Below are 16,423 nucleotides of genomic sequence, written 5' to 3' on the forward strand. Positions count from 1 at the left end.
GAATTTATATAGTATGGGTGTTAGCTGTATATTTGAGCTAGGTATATAATGATACGGGGTGTGAATTCGGTTGAGTTTGTATGGAAGAGGTAATGTTAAAACTATAGTTCTGGGTAGAAAGCCTTTAAGAGATTATCTTATTGAAGCAGTTGTAAGTCTAAATAGAGATGCTGATGTCGTTGAGATTGTTGGTCGCGGTAGAAATATTCATAGAGCTGTTAATTTGTATAATGCCCTTGTTTCAAGAGTTGGTGAGAGGATTGTCATTAAGAATGTAGAGATTGGTAGTATATTGGTAAAGAACCGTAGAGTGTCGTATATCAAGATAGTTGTCCAGAGGATAAGTTAAATATTGATTGTGTATAGGTATTAGATAGGACTGATGAATAATTTGGCAAAGCATCTGTCGATGGTGCTACATTCTCCATAACGATATCAATGTTCTTCCTAATAGTCTCAATAACCTGGTCTACGTCTAATTCATCTTCTTCTATCCTATCTATTAGTTCCTCAAGTTCTTTAGTAACATCTTCACCTACAAGGCTGAGAAATCTCTGATTAATTATTTCTGCTACTTCTAATCCAAGCTTTGTTGGTATAAGGTACTTCCTTATTTTACTTGTAATAATATATCCATGCCTCAGATTATTTTCTATGGCTTTAGCATACGTACTAGGTCTCCCTATGCCTTTATCTCTCATCAACTTAACTATGTCTGCAACTCTATATAGTGTTACAGTAGAACCTCTAACAATCTTTGCACTAGTAGCTGTTATTCGTGAGCTCTTTTCATCTAGGTTACGCAGAATACCGGTGTATAACTTAATGGGATAGATTTTTGTGAATCCATCAATTATTATCTCAATAGGAACTTCAACACTAATTTTATCTCTACTTATTATCAACTCTAGCTGTAAATACCTTAATTTTGAATTAATCATTTGACTAGCTATAAATCGTCTGAATATGAGATCATATAGCTTGATATGATCTTCACTAATCCTTGTTATAAAGCCAACATCACCTCTTATAACAAGTTCTATAAGTTCTTCGGCGCTGATGGGGTTTGTGGGTCTAATCGCTTCGTGAGCATCTTCTTTACCTAAATTAGAATTCCAGTTCCTAGGAAGATGTAGTTTCTCCATATAGAGTTTCTTAAGCGCTTCGTGAGCTATACTAATACCTATTGAGGAAACTCTTGGTGAATCTGTTCTATGGTAGGTTATGAGACCTAATTCAAAAAGTGATTGAGCTAATGCCATAGTTTTTGAGGCACTAAAGCCGTAGAGTACATTTGCTTCATGTATTAAAGTATCTGTAGTAAATGGTGGTGGTGGCGATATATCTCTTTCAATAAACTTCATATGCTCTACCTTTACTTCTCCTTTAACGATGCTGTCTAGCAAATTCAAAGCCCTTTCTTTGGCTTCGGATCCTTTGCCTAGATACACCTTCATAGTATATCCTCCTAGATCTAGTAGAAGTGCATAACCGAGCCCCTCTCTATACTCTTTATACCTAGATACTACCCATAAAAGCACCGGGCTTTGAACTCTACCTGCTCCTAACCATGGTTTATTAAGTTTCATCTGAAGCCATAAACTTAACTCGAATCCTATCCATCTATCTGCTATTCTTCGTGCTATCTGAGCTTTAACTCTTTCCAAGCTTATCTTTCTTGGATTGCTTAGTGCATTAAGTAAAGCCGTTCTAGTAAGTTCTTTAAATTCTATTCTATATATATTGATATTGTATGGCAGCAGTAAATTGTAGAGATCATAAGCTATTTTCTCTCCTTCAGTATCAGGGTCCGTAGCCAGAAATACTTCATCAACTTCTGTAGCAATCATTTTTGCTGCATTATATACGGAAGAGCTAGACATAACATCTAGGGAACCACAGTAAGGACAAGAATCATAGACACCGACATGCTGTGAATTACAATTTCTACACTTAGTTATGAAATCGTATATTGGGATATAAATACTATCATTAATCTTTACACCATAAATACCTTCATCGATAACAAGATCCGTCACATGACCCATGGTGGGCATAATCATTGCTACATATGTCTTCAGATCATGTAAGGGTATCAAAGTTTCATAAACTGTGAAACCGCCTATGGTTCTCTTAGCAGGCCTTCCAAACATGTTTGCAATAGTTTTAGCCTTCGTTGGTGATTCGACGAGTATTAATGCGGTAGATATTTTGACACTATAATCTTTCTTGGTGTCTGAGTGTCTAGATTTTTCTATCTCTTTTGCATATTCATCAAGCTTATCTATGACTAGCGTGTCAAAGCTGAAGGAATCTATAAATTTTCTGAGAACTCTATCCATTATATGTATAAGCTCTATATACTCTTCGAAAACTATGGAAACACCAAATGTCTTATTTCCGTTGTAGAGTCTAGAACATCTTCCACTAGCCTGGATATAGGTATATGGATCGGGTTTAACAAATATGTATCTAGATCCTCTTCTAGTAATTATACCGAAGCCTTTTAGTTCAAATACTTTTACCTTCTTTAAATGATCTTTCAAGAGATTATATATAGCTTCCTTAATTTCTTGAAGCTCCCTAATTTTGTGAGCAACATCTTCTGATACATTATCAATTGAACCTGTTTTCATTAGTTTTGAGTAGAGATAAAGCATGGATGGTGTAGACTCCCTAACTATATTAGCTACAGAATTTATGAGATGATTGACATTGTGGCCTAGGGTTTTTAGCTCACGAAGTACTACATACATGAATCTAACATTGTTAAGACTATCTAGAATGTCTCTCACAATACTTGGAATACCGACGAATATTGTGTACCTAACCCTAAATGGCTCGTCCAATCCTCTTACTAAAATCCCATAATAAGAAGTTGAACCTATAAGAATATCAACTTCGCTCTTCCTGAATCTATCAACAGCCTTGTTCCCACTTTTAGCTATTTCAACTCTTATATTGTGTTTTCTAAGTTCCTCTGATATGATATGGACTAGATCTTTATACAGTGGAGACACAAAGATTATGCCACTACCTAATTTCTTCACAATATTGGCTAAAACTAACATAAAATTCTCGTCAATAGTATGGTATAGATCTGCTATATTTCGCCAGTATTCAAAAACAGCACCTGCGTCAAATCCCAAGAGAAGTTTTAATACCAATGACTTTAATCCTTTAATTCTTCCAGTAGCTGATGCAACAACAAGTTGTACATTCTTCTTTGCTACATTGTTACGTAGAATTGCTTCAAGCTCTAGCAGTTCTTTCCTAAGATTTTCTGCAGCCTCTTGACCTTTGGCAATCTTTATGGCGAAAATATTCTGTCTCAACTTAATGATCTTTTGAGCTAGATCGATATCTTCGTTACTAAATCCCAAAAGCGACAAAACCCTATCAACACTTTTGGAGTTCTTCATTATCGAGTCAAGATCATCGGCTATCACTATGTCTATCTTTTTATCTATGACTAAATCTCTATAGCGCGTTAGAAATGCTACAGAGGTTATAAGTATGTGGAAATCCCCATTTTTTATATACTCTTTAACTAAGTTGTTGTTTCTATTAGATGAGTCGTATAAAACTATTTTTATGTTTTCCTCATAAGCTCTTACCTTTTGCATCTTTTCTAGAAATTCGGTAATCTTTCGGTATATCTGTTTAGCTATCTCACGTGTTGGAGTAATTATATATACTTTAGACCTATAGAAGTATGCCCTATATAGTGAATAAACAGCTAATAATGTAGATTTACCTACACCTGTGGGAGCAACCATAGCAAAGGATTCTCCTGAAACTAGACGCTTTATCCAATAGTTTTGAAGAGACCATGGCTTAAACCCTGTAACCTCTATAAAGAATTGTACAAGATTTTCAGCTTCTTTTAGTATAACATCTACTGCTGAAATTCTTTTACTTAATATACTACTACACTTTTTACAGCATCCTTTTTCGGCATCTAGATTAGTTATGTCTCCTCCACATTGGGGACAGCTGTGTCGGTAGATAGTGATGCTCACTGTTCTTAGCCCAAGCATTATGCTCATTACTAAGGAATTACTCAAAAAACTGTCACACAAATTACTGAAATTTCAACAAACTTTTTATTCCAGTGCCGTTGTTATACTAACGCGGCATAAATATAAAACATGAAGAGGGTTGGAAATGTCACAGGCACCAGCAGCTGCAAACACTGTACTTGTAGGTAAAAAACCAGTAATGAATTACGTATTAGCAATACTAACACTGTTGAACCAAGGAGTCAGTGAGATAATAGTAAAAGCTAGAGGAAGAGCCATAAGCAAAGCTGTAGATGCTATCGAGATAGTGAGAAACAGATTCCTTCCAGGAAAAGTAGAGATCAAGGGTATATCAATAGGTAGTCAATCAATATCTGGAAGCGAAGGTAGGCAAAGCAGAGTTTCAACAATAGAGATTGTTATATCAAAGAAAGATTAACTATGATGACTACCTACAATAAAGTCTTTAACAAATTTTTTATTATATTCATAATCATATCAAGCATCAGTTCAAATGCATACATACTTAATATCGATAATATTCTTTAATGGATTAAGCACAGAATCAATACGCTGACTCTCACAAGTATATATCAATAGGTTACTGCCCGGCATTTTCTCTATATTGAATCCGCTCGATTTTAATGTTCTAGCTATTCTCTCTACAATATATTCCTTTAATGTTCTAGCTAAAAAATCCTCAAAATTCTTCACTCTATATGTTGCACTATCTATTTTCTCTAGAAGACCTCGTGAGATAAGTTTTTTTATAATCTTTCTAGCAACACTTTTACTGCCTAAGATAGTCAGAATATCTAGAGCTTCGCCTATATTAAATGGTCTATCTCTAAACACTTGACTGATTACAACATAGTAAGCAACTTCACGCTTTGTTATCCAAACCATAGCATCAGTATCCCTTTCACATCATTAGTCAGACCTTACGAGGCTCATCATGAAAAGAGAATTTTCGTATCTTTTCTTCAATCCATTCAAGTTTTCCTAGATAAGGCTGTCGCATAGTCATACTTATTCTGGGTAGCTTTGCTTGAGGAACAAATGATATAGATGTAATTCTAGCTCTTACAATATCTCCTTGAGTAATAACCTTCTTGCTTTGAACAAGAACTATAGAGTTCCTTAGAGGATCGTACTTAACTTCTTCATCAGCTATTTGTGATATATGAACAAAGCCTTCTAATGGTCCTATTTTGAGGGTAATACCCATTCGCCCAACTATGTTTACGGGACCTTCAACAACTTCATTAATTATAGGTACATAGGTTAGCACATCGAATTCGACTCTATGGTGTGGCGCACCATCGCCTAAGGGTATAAAGCCTTCTGGATCAACTTTAATATTTATTATTGCTAAAACGAGTCCTAAGTTCTTATCTTTCAGTCCCTCATATTTCTTTCGTAACTCCTCGAAAGCTATTTCTTCTAATGGTTTACCAAATTTTGATGGATCTATCCTGATTACATCACTTAATCTGTATATTCTGAACATTAGTCATAATCACCATATCGAGTTGCATATATCATTTATCTGTTCAAATTAAAAAAGTGATAGATTCTAATCCATTTTTAGCTTCTCTATACCATACAACATTGATGTGGTTCTTTATAAGCTTATTCTTTAATTCTATGTCTGCAGTAACAACAACTATTCTAGTCCTATCCTTAAGCTTGTTTATGATGTGAAATATAGCTTCATCACCTTTAGCTACTTCATTACCTTCAATACGAACCATATTGAGCTTACTTACTAGGTTATTTAAAGTCCATAGAGCAAGTCTACCTCTTTCAGTATTCTCACTAGCTATATGCTTGAGTTCATTAAATACGGGCAGAATTAATGATGGTGTACATCCGTTTATAGCTTCTATTACGTCATCGTATTTTATCTTATTTTGAGCTATGAGTAAAATTATGCTTGTATCGAGAATTGCTATACATGAGGATTCAGAATATGTTTTGGTCATGACTTAATGCGTCCCCAACCTATTAACCGCCATCTACCTTTAACTTGTCTAGCTATAGCTACATTAATTTTAGGTACAATGACTACGGGCTCCTTCGTAGTTACCTCAATCTCGTCTTTTGCAACTTTAGTTACAATGCCAAGTCTTACAGCGGTTCCTATTGTTAACATTAAGTTTTCTCTAGGTTTTATCGATTCTACTATTTCAAGCTGTTTCGTTCCTACGACACGTTCAAATAGCTTATATTCTATCAATAGTGAATTAACAGGATCTGGTACACTATGGCCCGCGATATTACCTATTAGTGTATCTGCTTTGGTTAATGAGGGATCAAGTGATGTACCTATAGCTACAAGTCCTCCAGGTATTGCTCGATTTGAATCTCTAATTCCATACTTTATACTAACCACTCTTGTTACTAAAGGTTCGAATCTTGTAGATCCTTTTTCCACAATTCTTGTACCAGGCTTTATCTCTATTTCATCGCCTACCTTGATTTCTCCCCTGATTAATCCTCCTCCTATAACACCTCCAACAAGTTTTTCTGGTGGTGTACCAGGAGGATTAACATCAAAACTTCTAGCTACTAACATATATGCAGGTCTACTGAGATCTCTTTCCGGAGTTTTAAATAATCTTGTCATAGTCATGACAAGTACATCGAGATTAACACCATGCAGGGCGCTAATGGGTATTATTGGAGCTTTTGAGTATTTAGTAGTTGAAAGAAAATCCAATATCTGTCTATAATTACTTTTTGCCTGTTCCTTAGTGATTACATCAATCTTATTCTGTACTATGATGACTTGATCTATGCCCATGAAATCTAAGGCCATAAGGTGTTCTCTTGTCTGTGGTTGAGGACAAGGTTCGTTAGCTGCTATAACAAGTATAGCAGCGTCCATTAATGAAGCACCTGAAAGCATTGTAGCCATAAATATTTCATGTCCAGGTGCATCAACATAGGATACGCTTTTAATTATTTCTGCTTCAGATCCATCAGGACATAAAAGATTAGTTCTGTATGATTGAGGAGCTTCAACATTTTTGCAGCGAGCTAAATATCCATTGGCATATCCAAGCTTTATCGTCATAGATCTTTTAAGTTCTTCTGAATGTCGTGCAGTCCATTGTCCGGTTAGAGCTTGAACTAGTGTAGTCTTTCCGTGATCTACATGACCAACAATACCTATATTCAATTCAGGTATGTGTAACATAAGCTAAGCCCAAGTACTGTAGTATATTTAAATTCCGTACTCAGTTAAACAATAGCAGTATTTATCTGTACTAATTCTGGCGATATTGTGTTACCTCTCACAAGTTTTCTACGTCTCTCACCTTTTTCTTTAGGTCTAAAGCCTGGTCCAGCAGAAAGAAGCAGGTATTTTTTAACACTGCCATCGACATCAGCTCTCATTGGGAAACCAGCTAGATCAGAACCTCCTCTTACTTCCAATGTTATATTAGGAAAGCCTATCAATTTTCCATCAATTTTATCACCTATTTTAAGACCTATAAGCCTAGATGCTACAGGTTCTGATACTCTTATTTGAAATGAAGGTGCGCGGAATACTTCGCCCATTGTTTGACTTGTACCCAATTTTTCTGTTAGAAATGATAATGGAACTCCTACTGTCATTACATCAATAGAGGGATCTTCAGTTGCCTTAGCTACAAAGCTAACTTTCTCTCTGGCAGCTTTATTCTTCCATATCCTTACAACAACGATCCCTAGTTCAGGTTTTATCATATCAATCAATCTTGGATTCATTTTGACTATCGGAAACACTCTTTGTTCCTTATGTTTCTCTTCATATTCTAGATTCTCTAGTCCAACGACTCTAACAGGTATTACTCTAGATTTCTTAACACGCGGATCTGAAACCACTATTACATACTCTGGCATGTAGCGTATTTCACCTTCTTATCTCAGAATACCTTTTGTACAACCTTAAAAACTATGTTGGTTTAATCCATGTAATACAATTCATTAAGAGACCAAATTTGATGGAATTCGGGAAAACAGTGTATCGATTAATAAAATTTGTACTAAGTTTAAGCAGAGTAGTTATTCTTTATGTGTGTAACTGCATATATGATGTTCATAGATTACCATGTGTTTTAAAATACCTTTCTGTATATTCAGGTAAATTGTATTTTGAAGTGTTTACAGGCTGACAAATAATGTATAGTGATTCAAAATCAGAGAGGAAGATGAGACAACCTATAGTTGTAGTTTTAGGTCACGTTGATCATGGTAAGACAACGTTGTTAGATAAGATAAGAGGTACGGCTGTTGTCAAAAAGGAGCCGGGAGAAATGACACAACATGTGGGTGCAAGTCTCGTACCCTCATCTGTAATTGAGAGAATAGCAGCACCATTAAAGAAAGTCATACAGTTTAAGCTAGATATACCCGGTCTTCTCTTCATAGACACACCAGGTCACGAACTTTTCTCGAACCTCAGAAAACGTGGGGGCAGTGTTGCTGATATAGCTATTCTCGTTATAGATATAAACGAGGGCGTTATGCCACAAACCGTGGAAAGCATAGAGATATTAAGAACTAGAGGAACACCGTTTATCATAGTGGCTAATAAGATAGATAAGATTCCTGGATGGGTACCTCACGCTAATGAACCGATAATCGCGAGTTTCAGGAAGCAGTCGCCTCAAACGATCAAGCGGTTTGAAGCATCACTCTATAAGCTCATATCACATTTAATAAGCCTAAATTTAAATGTAGAGTATTTCGAGAGAGTCAAGGACTTCATGTCGACAGTACCGATAGTTCCTGTCTCAGCTAAAACAGGAGAAGGTTTACCAGAGCTTCTAGCGATATTGGCGGGAGTCGCGCAAAGGTATATGGCTGAAAGATTAAGATATGCTGAAGGACCTGCTAAAGGAGTTGTTATCGAAGTTAAAGAACAACCAGGTTACGGAACAGCTCTAGACGTTATAGTGTATGATGGGATTCTACGTGAAAAAGACATATTTGTTGTAGCAGGCATTAATGGTCCTATAGTTACACGAGTTAGGGCACTTCTCATGCCTAAACCTCTTACAGATATACGTGTAGCTAAAAGCGAGCTCAGACCTGTTGAATCTGTTTATGCTGCTGCAGGTGTAAGAGTTGTTGCTCCAGGTATTGAGGATGTTATAGCTGGTTCACCATTCTATGTTGTTCCAAATGAAAATGCTATAGATGAGTACAAAAAGAATGTAGTGGAGGAGGTTGAATCGATCAGGATAAGGAAAGATGTGAATGGTGTTATAATTAAAACCGATACCCTAGGTACATTAGAGGCGCTGATTACGGCATTATCAAAGAGATCTATACCGATAAGAGTAGCTGATGTAGGTCCTCTAACTAAGAGAGAAGTTATAGAGGCCTCTATAGTTGCTAGAGATGATAAATATCTAGGTGTGATACTTTTATTCAATGTAAGGCCTTTACCAGATGCAGAGGATTTGATCGAGAAAGAGAACGTTAAGGTGTTTGCAGGTAATATAATATATAAGTTGCTTGAAGATTATATAAACTGGGTTGAGGAAGAAAAGAAACGTGACATAGAGAAAGAACTTGAATCAATAGTGTTACCTGTAAAGATTAAGATACTCCCAGGTTATGTTTTCAGAAGAAGTGATCCAGCAATAGTTGGCGTAGAGATTTTAGGTGGTGTTTTAAAGCCTGGTGCTCCATTAATGAGAATTGATGGAAAAAATGTGGGTGAAGTTCAACAGATACAGCACATGGGCACGACATTGAAAGAGGCTAGAAAAGGTCAAGAGGTAGCTATATCTATTAAAGGTAACGTTATGGTTGGTAGACATATAAAGGAAGGAGATGTACTGTATTCCGATATCCCACTCAGCCATGTTAAGCTTTTAGTGTCTAAGTTCAGAAAAGAACTTGATGAAGAGGCCATAGAGACGTTAAAAGAGATTATAAGGATTAAATCAGCTAAAGAGCCGGAGTATTCAGCGTTCTTAATGCAGTTGTAAGAAGTTGACACTCATTTATCTTGATATATAGCTTTTAGTCCACGGCAATTTCTTTGGATCTCTACCAAGTCTATAATTCTTGAGGCATTTACTCGAACAAAACCACATAATAGTACCATCATTTCTTACGAACATGAGTCCTGTACCAGGTTCAATCTCATTTGAACAATAACTACAATTTCTTTTTACTGCCATATTCCATCACGTACTATATTTACTTGTCTGGGATTACTTCTATGTTAAAGCTTATAAGCTCTAACAATTATCACTAAACTGTAGGTAAGTAGGATGAGTAAAGTAACTATTGAAGAAAAATCTAAAGAACTCGATATAAACGTTATAGAGAAGATAGGTTTTCCAGCAGAAGTTGTGCAAATAATTGGTAGAACAGGTGTTACAGGAGAAGTTATACAAGTAAGGGTTCGGATCCTGGAAGGTAGAGATAAGGGAAGAATACTTACAAGGAATATTAGAGGTCCTGTGAGAGTAGGAGATATAGTGATTCTTAGAGAAACAGAAAGAGAAGCTAGAAAACTTAGTGTAAGGAGGTAAACACCTCGTTAGTTAGTTCTAGCTATTTATAGAGTATATATCTTTACTCCAAGCAACGTTATCATATTCATCAATTTCTCTATACTACATTTAATAAAAATCTTAGATTTCCATAGTTCTACTATAGAGAATGATTATCTGATTATCTAAAGCTAGACTATCCCTTACCTTAGGTCTACAAAAATAATTTTATTTAGTTGATCCACTGTAGTTGATGATCACAAATTGTTAGTTTACCCAGCCTTTGTTCTAAGTTCTTGATATCTAGCTATAAGCTCGTCTAAATCTACTTTGGCTTCACCAGGATCTGATATACAAGCTGATGCAGCTGCAACCTCTATTCCTGCAGATTCACCGAGTCTCTTTTTGCTAGGCACATAAAGGTAAGGCACCTTCTTTTCTTCACACAGTAGTGGTAAATGTGCAACTATTTCAGGTGGATCAACATCTTCAGCTATTAAGACTAGTTTACATAATCCTCTTTCTACTCCTTTCGTAACCTCATTGGTACCTTTCCTTATCTTACCTCCTTTTTCTCGTGCTTTCTTAAGTGTTTGATAGGCTTTTTCTGCTATTTCTGGAGGTACCTCGAATTTTACATAAAATGGTTTCGACATAGTTTCTACACCATATCTATGGTATATCTCTGTACAATGTTAAGAGTAATAGACACTAGTATTTAAGATATGTTGAAAATGCTATTCATGTGTTAGAATAATTATTACACCTTTCTTTTTGATAGCATCGATACGACCAAAACCTATCCTAACCATCTGAACTATATCATTTAAAATGAATTCTAGTAATGAACTTTCACCTAAACATCTCATTATGTCTAGATTCATGCCTCTTACCGAAATAATACGCACATTGATGTTATGGTCTGCTGAAACCCATTGAACAATGTTCGCTCCCAATTTTTTAGCTTCCTCAATGTCACCGCCTATGTACTCAGCGATAATAGCATCGTTCTCTTTTCTTAAGAATTTTATGTTCGCAAACTCCATGAGCCTTAAATAACCGTTCCTAATAAATACCTCAGCATCTTTGGAAGAGATATACACGATAGAAGATTTAATGATATACTCTCTCTGACCTAGATTTGTAGATGGATGATAAGGAATTTTTATCGATAGGGGTACTGGTAAGTTATTTATGTGTACTTTAACTGGATCACATACCACAAAAACTCTTTTTGTTTTTGGATCCAACAACCTCCTGTTCAGGGCTGCGATATTCTTCCAGCTTATTTTAGCGTCGCTACCTTTAATCCCTAGATCTAGAATTATCTGTCTTATTGTCTCGGCTATAACACCTCTTCTTCTAAAAGCTGCAATTGTACCGAATCTAACGTCATCAAAACCCATGAACTTGTCTGGGTTCAACTTGAGTTGTGTCTTTATCCAAGACTTGCTAAGAACTAGCTCTTCGAGACCTACTCTCCCAAGGTTAATGACTTCGGGGTAGTGCCAATTAAAGTAGTTGTATATATACATTTGCTTAACAGTATTTAGTGCATGTTCTCTTCCTCGCAATATGTGACTTATATTCATCAAATGATCGTCTATGGCTGCTGCAAAGTTATAAGTAGGCCATAAAACATATTTATCGCCTGTGATTGGATGAGGATACCTGGAGGTATCTATGATTCTGAAGATAACCCAATCTCTAACAGCTGGATCAGGATGAGTTAAATCTGTCTTGATTCTAACTACAGCCTCACCTTCTTCGTATTCTCTTGCAAATATCTTATCAAGTTTCTCCATATTTGTTGAAGGATCCGCATCTCTATGAGGACATGGGATCCCTTTATTTCTCAATTCTTTAAATATTTCTGGATTACATGTATCGATGTAAGCATAGCCTCTTTCTATAAGCTTCCTTAGATACTCATAGTATACATCCATTCTAAGGCTCTGTATATATTCTTCATCCCATAAAACTCCTAGCCACACAAGATCTTCGCGAATGATTTCGTAAGCTTCAGGCATGGGCTTTTTTGTCCTTGGATCAGTATCCTCAAATCTAAGGATAAAATTACCTTTATATATTGTTGCATAAGTATGGCTAAGTATAGCTGCTCTAGCGTTTCCAAGGTGTATAGGGAAATCAGGATTAGGAGCAAACCTAGTTCTAACGTTTTTCCATTTATCGACGTTTGGAAGTGGTGGAAGAATTTTTGTTTCCACCTTGTGTTCAGATTCTAGTGAGACATTTAATTCATCAATAAGTTTCCTAAATTCATCATTGTTTAAGCTATTTACATAATGAACAACATCTCTAACTATAGCAATAACTTCTTTTGCATACTGTCGAACTTCTTTGAATTCGCCTAAAATTTTGTTGACGATAGGTTCTGGTTTAGCTTGACCATACTTAAACCTATTTGCAAGAGCATGTTTTAGCGCTATCTGTTTTATCTGATCTTTAATGACATCTAGTAAGCTCATGGGTTTTACCCTCTTCAGCAATAATTATGTAGATAGTTTGTTCTTTATCTAAAAAAGCTTCACCAACGTATATCACTACACCATCTATATCACTTTTAATGCTTCTTACTTCATACTTCTTGGTGACTGTGTAACACAACTTCGAGTTTCTTGAAATATTACTACCTATATCCACCAAAGGATGTACACGTTTTCCACTAATTTCAATAATCTCTATATGTGTATTTTTTGGTACATGTAGAACTTTATTGTGTTTGGGAATAAGCATAGCCATATCACAAACTATTCTCTTCTCATCAAAATCTATTACGGAACCCATTACCTTTTCATATACGATTTCAATGTATTTCTCATAGTTATCATATTGATTATTGCAGAAGAAGGACAAGTCTTCACTTACGTAAATGTATTTATCTTCATTTATATATGTATCAAGATCTAGTGTACCATAAGCTCTATAGTTATATTCATTGAGTTTCTTGATTGTGTTTTCTATAGAAGATAGGCATAGTTTATTTACATATATTGAAGGATACAAATACTGTTCAGTAATTCCTTCTCACCATAAATCTTACAACGTCTTTCATCATTAGCAATGCTTCACTATCAACAGAATTCAATAACTCAACTAAGGCTATAGTTTTTTCTGCATATTCATCTGCAATAGCTTCTGCATGCTCTAGGGCTCCCAAGTTCTTTATAAGTTCAGCAACTTCTGCTAGCTCTTCATGGGTAGCAGCTCTATTGCCGATAACGAATTTCATTTTGTTTCGATATTTTTCATCAGCTCTATTCAATGCGTATATTACTAGTATCGTCATTTTACCTTCTCTTAGATCACTGTACACAGGTTTACCAAGCGTTCTTTCATCACCTATAAGTCCTAAAACATCGTCTCTTATTTGGAAAGCTATTCCAGCCATGATCATGATGTTCCACAACTTGGATATAACATCGTCTGAACCACCAGCGAGAGCAGCTCCTATAGCTGCTGATGCAGCAAATAGTGTGGCTGTCTTCTTTTTAACCATGTTTATGTAGTCACTTTCACTTACTGTAGAACGTGAAGGAAGAAGCATATCAAGTGCTTGACCTTCTGCTACAGTTATTGCTGCCTCTGTTAAATACTCTATAGCTTTTGAAACCCGGTCACTTGATGTACCATAACTTAATGCCTGCAACAAACATTTATATGCATAAGCGTATAGGGTATCTCCTGCTACTATAGCCATATCGATTCCCCATAATCTGTGAACTGTCGGTACTCCTCGTCTAAGCTCATCCTTATCAATTATATCATCATGTACTAAAGTGAATGTGTGTAGAACCTCTACAGCAGCTGCTCCAGGTATTGCTGTTTCTTCATTTCCACCAACAATTCTGCTAGCTAAAATAGTTATCAATGGACGCAGTCTTTTACCACCAGCCTTTATATAGTGTAGAGAAGCTTCATAAAGTTCTGCGGGCTCTCCACTAATAATGCTGTATATGAATTGATCAACTTTATATGATACTATCGTAGCATAATCTAGGAAACTCATTTCGATCACAAAATATCCTATGTTAAGCAAGATATATAAGCATACTTATTCCGTAACTTGAGTCTACGTGCACATATCCAGGTGGCTAGCTTTCCTATTATAACTATTCTTGCATTCTTTAATTCCTGTATATTTTTTGATCCTGTTAACATCATGGATACTTTAAGTTGGGTTAAAATAGATTGTACATAATCATCAACAGTGTTTTTAATGATATGAGCTAAAAAAGGTTGTGCAATACCAACGATATCGCTTCCCAATGATATAGCTTTAGCTATATCGAGGCCGTCCCTAATACCACCACTACCAATAACAGTAACGCTATCTATTGACGAAACCTCAGCTATAGATATTGCGGTAGGAATACCCCAATACCTGAATATATTAAGGATATCTACTAATTTCTTGTCTTTAATCCTGCTTAGCTCTATGGAAACCCAATTAGTTCCACCAGCACCTGCAACATCTATTATCTTTACACCCATCATTTTGAGAAGTTCAGCACATTCTCTACTTATACCAGTTCCAACTTCTTTCACTATTACTGGAATGCTAAGCCATTCAATAATCTTTTCCAACGCTTTAATCAATCCCTTAAAATCTCTATCTCCTTCTGGTTGAACGATTTCCTGAAGTATATTGAGGTGAACAGCTAGAGCATCAGCCTCTATAGCCTCTATAATTCTTTCAATGTCTTGTTTACCGAGTTTTGTAAGCTGGGCAATACCTATATTAGCTATCACCGGTACACTAGGTGCTTCTTCGCGAACAACTCTGTACGTGTATGTGGTATCAGGATTAACAATCATAGCTCTTTGGCTACCTACACCTATAGCAAATCTATACTTTTCAGCTGTTGAAGCAAGCCTCTTATTTATATCATAAGACGTGGCTGTACCGCCAGTCATAGCCGAAATAATTATTGGTGCTCCAAGCCTATAGCCCAGGAATACTGTTTCAAGTGATACTTCATCATATGATACTTCAACAAGAGGCTGATGTACTAAAATAACATCTTCGAAATGTGTAGGTAGAGGTCCTTGATTTTCGGATCTGAGTGCTTGAATTATATGCTCTTCTTTTCTATTACTTATATCCACTAAATAACCACCTTAGTCCCCTCAATATCGTAACCACATATAGCTTTATAGACGGACCATTCTCTAAATCCATTAAATATTAGAACCTCTTTAATTCCTTCATCAAGATATTTCAGCCCTAGAGACAGTTTTGTCTTCATACCACCAGTTACATCGAATCCTCTGGTTTTCCCAAAGTCTACAGTTCTTAAGTCACTCAATTTTATAATTCTAATCATCTTTGCATCGGGATTAGCGGGATCTTTATCGTAAACACCATCAACTGTTGTTGCAAACAGTATTCTCGATGGTTTTAACTGTCTACCTAGATACCAGGATATCTCATCTCCAGACACTATAACTGCTCCACTTTCTTTAAGTACTATATCGCCATAGAGTAGTGGGACTGAGTTTAAATTTAACGCATATACTATAGGCTTTAGATGGATATGAATCTCACTATCTTCAATCGTTGTTAATGCATGCGTATCAAATGGTATAACGGGGATCCCGAAGAAAGATAACGAATCCGTTATAATCATGTTCAATTCCCTCATAAACAATACAATTTGGTTAATAGCATTACAGCTATGTGGTACATCGTGTTGCTCTACAACATAGTGACCAAAACTTCCTCCACCATGTATGATGATTATACGTGAGGTACATTTTCGATAGGCATGAGCTATCTCTTTTGATATTCTATTCAATACATTGTGACGTAGAGAAAAAGGTTTAGATTTATCGGTTAGAAGCGCACCCCCAAGCTTAATAATGATTGTTTCCAGA

Annotated in this window: 17 protein-coding genes; 4 read left to right on the top strand and 13 right to left on the bottom strand. The window is 36.0% G+C overall.

What is annotated here, in order from left to right:
- Positions 1 to 70: 70 nt before the first annotated feature.
- Complete coding sequence (locus QXK50_07995) at positions 71 to 349, top strand: DNA-binding protein (GenBank protein ID MEM2009088.1); 279 nt, start codon at positions 71 to 73, stop codon at positions 347 to 349.
- On the opposite strand, the gene rgy is transcribed toward QXK50_07995, so the two are convergent.
- Complete coding sequence (rgy, locus tag QXK50_08000; protein MEM2009089.1) at positions 321 to 4,067, bottom strand: reverse gyrase; 3,747 nt, start codon at positions 4,065 to 4,067, stop codon at positions 321 to 323. The two genes, QXK50_07995 and rgy, sit on opposite strands and share 29 nt — an antisense overlap.
- A gap of 100 nt (positions 4,068 to 4,167) precedes the next feature.
- On the opposite strand from rgy, the gene albA reads away from it, so the two are divergent.
- The gene (gene albA / locus QXK50_08005; protein ID MEM2009090.1) at positions 4,168 to 4,461 is read left to right on the top strand and encodes a DNA-binding protein Alba; all 294 of its coding nucleotides are present in this window, start codon (positions 4,168 to 4,170) and stop codon (positions 4,459 to 4,461) included.
- Between the two features lie 71 nt (positions 4,462 to 4,532).
- Here the strand turns inward: albA and QXK50_08010 are convergent, their stop codons facing one another.
- The 5 genes from QXK50_08010 to QXK50_08030 are packed head-to-tail and all read right to left on the bottom strand — an operon-like array spanning position 4,533 to position 7,913.
- Complete coding sequence (locus QXK50_08010) at positions 4,533 to 4,928, bottom strand: hypothetical protein (protein ID MEM2009091.1); 396 nt, start codon at positions 4,926 to 4,928, stop codon at positions 4,533 to 4,535.
- Positions 4,929 to 4,956: 28 nt separating this feature from the next.
- Positions 4,957 to 5,532: a DNA-directed RNA polymerase gene (locus QXK50_08015; protein ID MEM2009092.1), complete on the bottom strand. Its 576-nt coding sequence runs from the start codon at positions 5,530 to 5,532 to the stop codon at positions 4,957 to 4,959.
- A gap of 43 nt (positions 5,533 to 5,575) precedes the next feature.
- Entirely contained in the window at positions 5,576 to 6,007 is a 432-nt protein-coding gene (locus QXK50_08020) for a hypothetical protein (GenBank protein ID MEM2009093.1), read from the bottom strand.
- On the bottom strand, positions 6,004 to 7,224 hold the full coding sequence (locus QXK50_08025; GenBank protein MEM2009094.1) for a translation initiation factor IF-2 subunit gamma: 1,221 nt from the start codon (positions 7,222 to 7,224) through the stop codon (positions 6,004 to 6,006). Before QXK50_08025 ends, QXK50_08020 begins: the two co-directional genes overlap by 4 nt.
- Positions 7,225 to 7,268: 44 nt before the next feature.
- The gene (locus QXK50_08030) at positions 7,269 to 7,913 is read right to left on the bottom strand and encodes a 30S ribosomal protein S6e (GenBank protein ID MEM2009095.1); all 645 of its coding nucleotides are present in this window, start codon (positions 7,911 to 7,913) and stop codon (positions 7,269 to 7,271) included.
- 278 nt (positions 7,914 to 8,191) lie between these two features.
- Here QXK50_08030 and infB point away from each other — a divergent pair, with 278 nt between their 5' ends.
- Positions 8,192 to 10,012: a translation initiation factor IF-2 gene (gene infB, locus QXK50_08035; protein MEM2009096.1), complete on the top strand. Its 1,821-nt coding sequence runs from the start codon at positions 8,192 to 8,194 to the stop codon at positions 10,010 to 10,012.
- A gap of 15 nt (positions 10,013 to 10,027) precedes the next feature.
- Here the strand turns inward: infB and QXK50_08040 are convergent, their stop codons facing one another.
- On the bottom strand, positions 10,028 to 10,207 hold the full coding sequence (locus QXK50_08040) for a 50S ribosomal protein L24e (GenBank protein ID MEM2009097.1): 180 nt from the start codon (positions 10,205 to 10,207) through the stop codon (positions 10,028 to 10,030).
- 93 nt (positions 10,208 to 10,300) lie between these two features.
- On the opposite strand from QXK50_08040, the gene QXK50_08045 reads away from it, so the two are divergent.
- Positions 10,301 to 10,564, top strand: a complete 264-nt coding sequence (locus QXK50_08045) for a 30S ribosomal protein S28e (GenBank protein ID MEM2009098.1) — start codon at positions 10,301 to 10,303, stop codon at positions 10,562 to 10,564.
- Positions 10,565 to 10,797: 233 nt separating this feature from the next.
- On the opposite strand, the gene rpl7ae is transcribed toward QXK50_08045, so the two are convergent.
- The 6 genes from rpl7ae to QXK50_08075 form a co-directional block, all read right to left on the bottom strand.
- Positions 10,798 to 11,181 carry a 50S ribosomal protein L7Ae gene (rpl7ae, locus tag QXK50_08050; protein MEM2009099.1) on the bottom strand — a complete coding sequence of 128 codons (384 nt, stop codon included), beginning with the start codon at positions 11,179 to 11,181 and terminating at the stop codon, positions 10,798 to 10,800.
- Between the two features lie 81 nt (positions 11,182 to 11,262).
- The gene (locus QXK50_08055) at positions 11,263 to 13,014 is read right to left on the bottom strand and encodes a glutamate--tRNA ligase (GenBank protein MEM2009100.1); all 1,752 of its coding nucleotides are present in this window, start codon (positions 13,012 to 13,014) and stop codon (positions 11,263 to 11,265) included.
- Positions 12,992 to 13,552, bottom strand: a complete 561-nt coding sequence (locus tag QXK50_08060) for a DUF2118 domain-containing protein (GenBank protein MEM2009101.1) — start codon at positions 13,550 to 13,552, stop codon at positions 12,992 to 12,994. The genes QXK50_08055 and QXK50_08060 overlap by 23 nt, the downstream gene beginning before the upstream one ends.
- 7 nt (positions 13,553 to 13,559) lie before the next feature.
- Positions 13,560 to 14,555: a polyprenyl synthetase family protein gene (locus QXK50_08065; GenBank protein MEM2009102.1), complete on the bottom strand. Its 996-nt coding sequence runs from the start codon at positions 14,553 to 14,555 to the stop codon at positions 13,560 to 13,562.
- Positions 14,556 to 14,572: 17 nt separating this feature from the next.
- Positions 14,573 to 15,655 carry a type 2 isopentenyl-diphosphate Delta-isomerase gene (gene fni, locus QXK50_08070; GenBank protein ID MEM2009103.1) on the bottom strand — a complete coding sequence of 361 codons (1,083 nt, stop codon included), beginning with the start codon at positions 15,653 to 15,655 and terminating at the stop codon, positions 14,573 to 14,575.
- Positions 15,655 to 16,422, bottom strand: coding sequence for an isopentenyl phosphate kinase (locus QXK50_08075; protein MEM2009104.1), 768 nt, complete (start codon positions 16,420 to 16,422; stop codon positions 15,655 to 15,657). Before QXK50_08075 ends, fni begins: the two co-directional genes overlap by 1 nt.
- Position 16,423 lies beyond the last annotated feature (1 nt).

This window comes from Ignisphaera sp. (assembly GCA_038831005.1).
In the GTDB taxonomy this organism is placed as follows: domain Archaea; phylum Thermoproteota; class Thermoprotei_A; order Sulfolobales; family Ignisphaeraceae; genus Ignisphaera.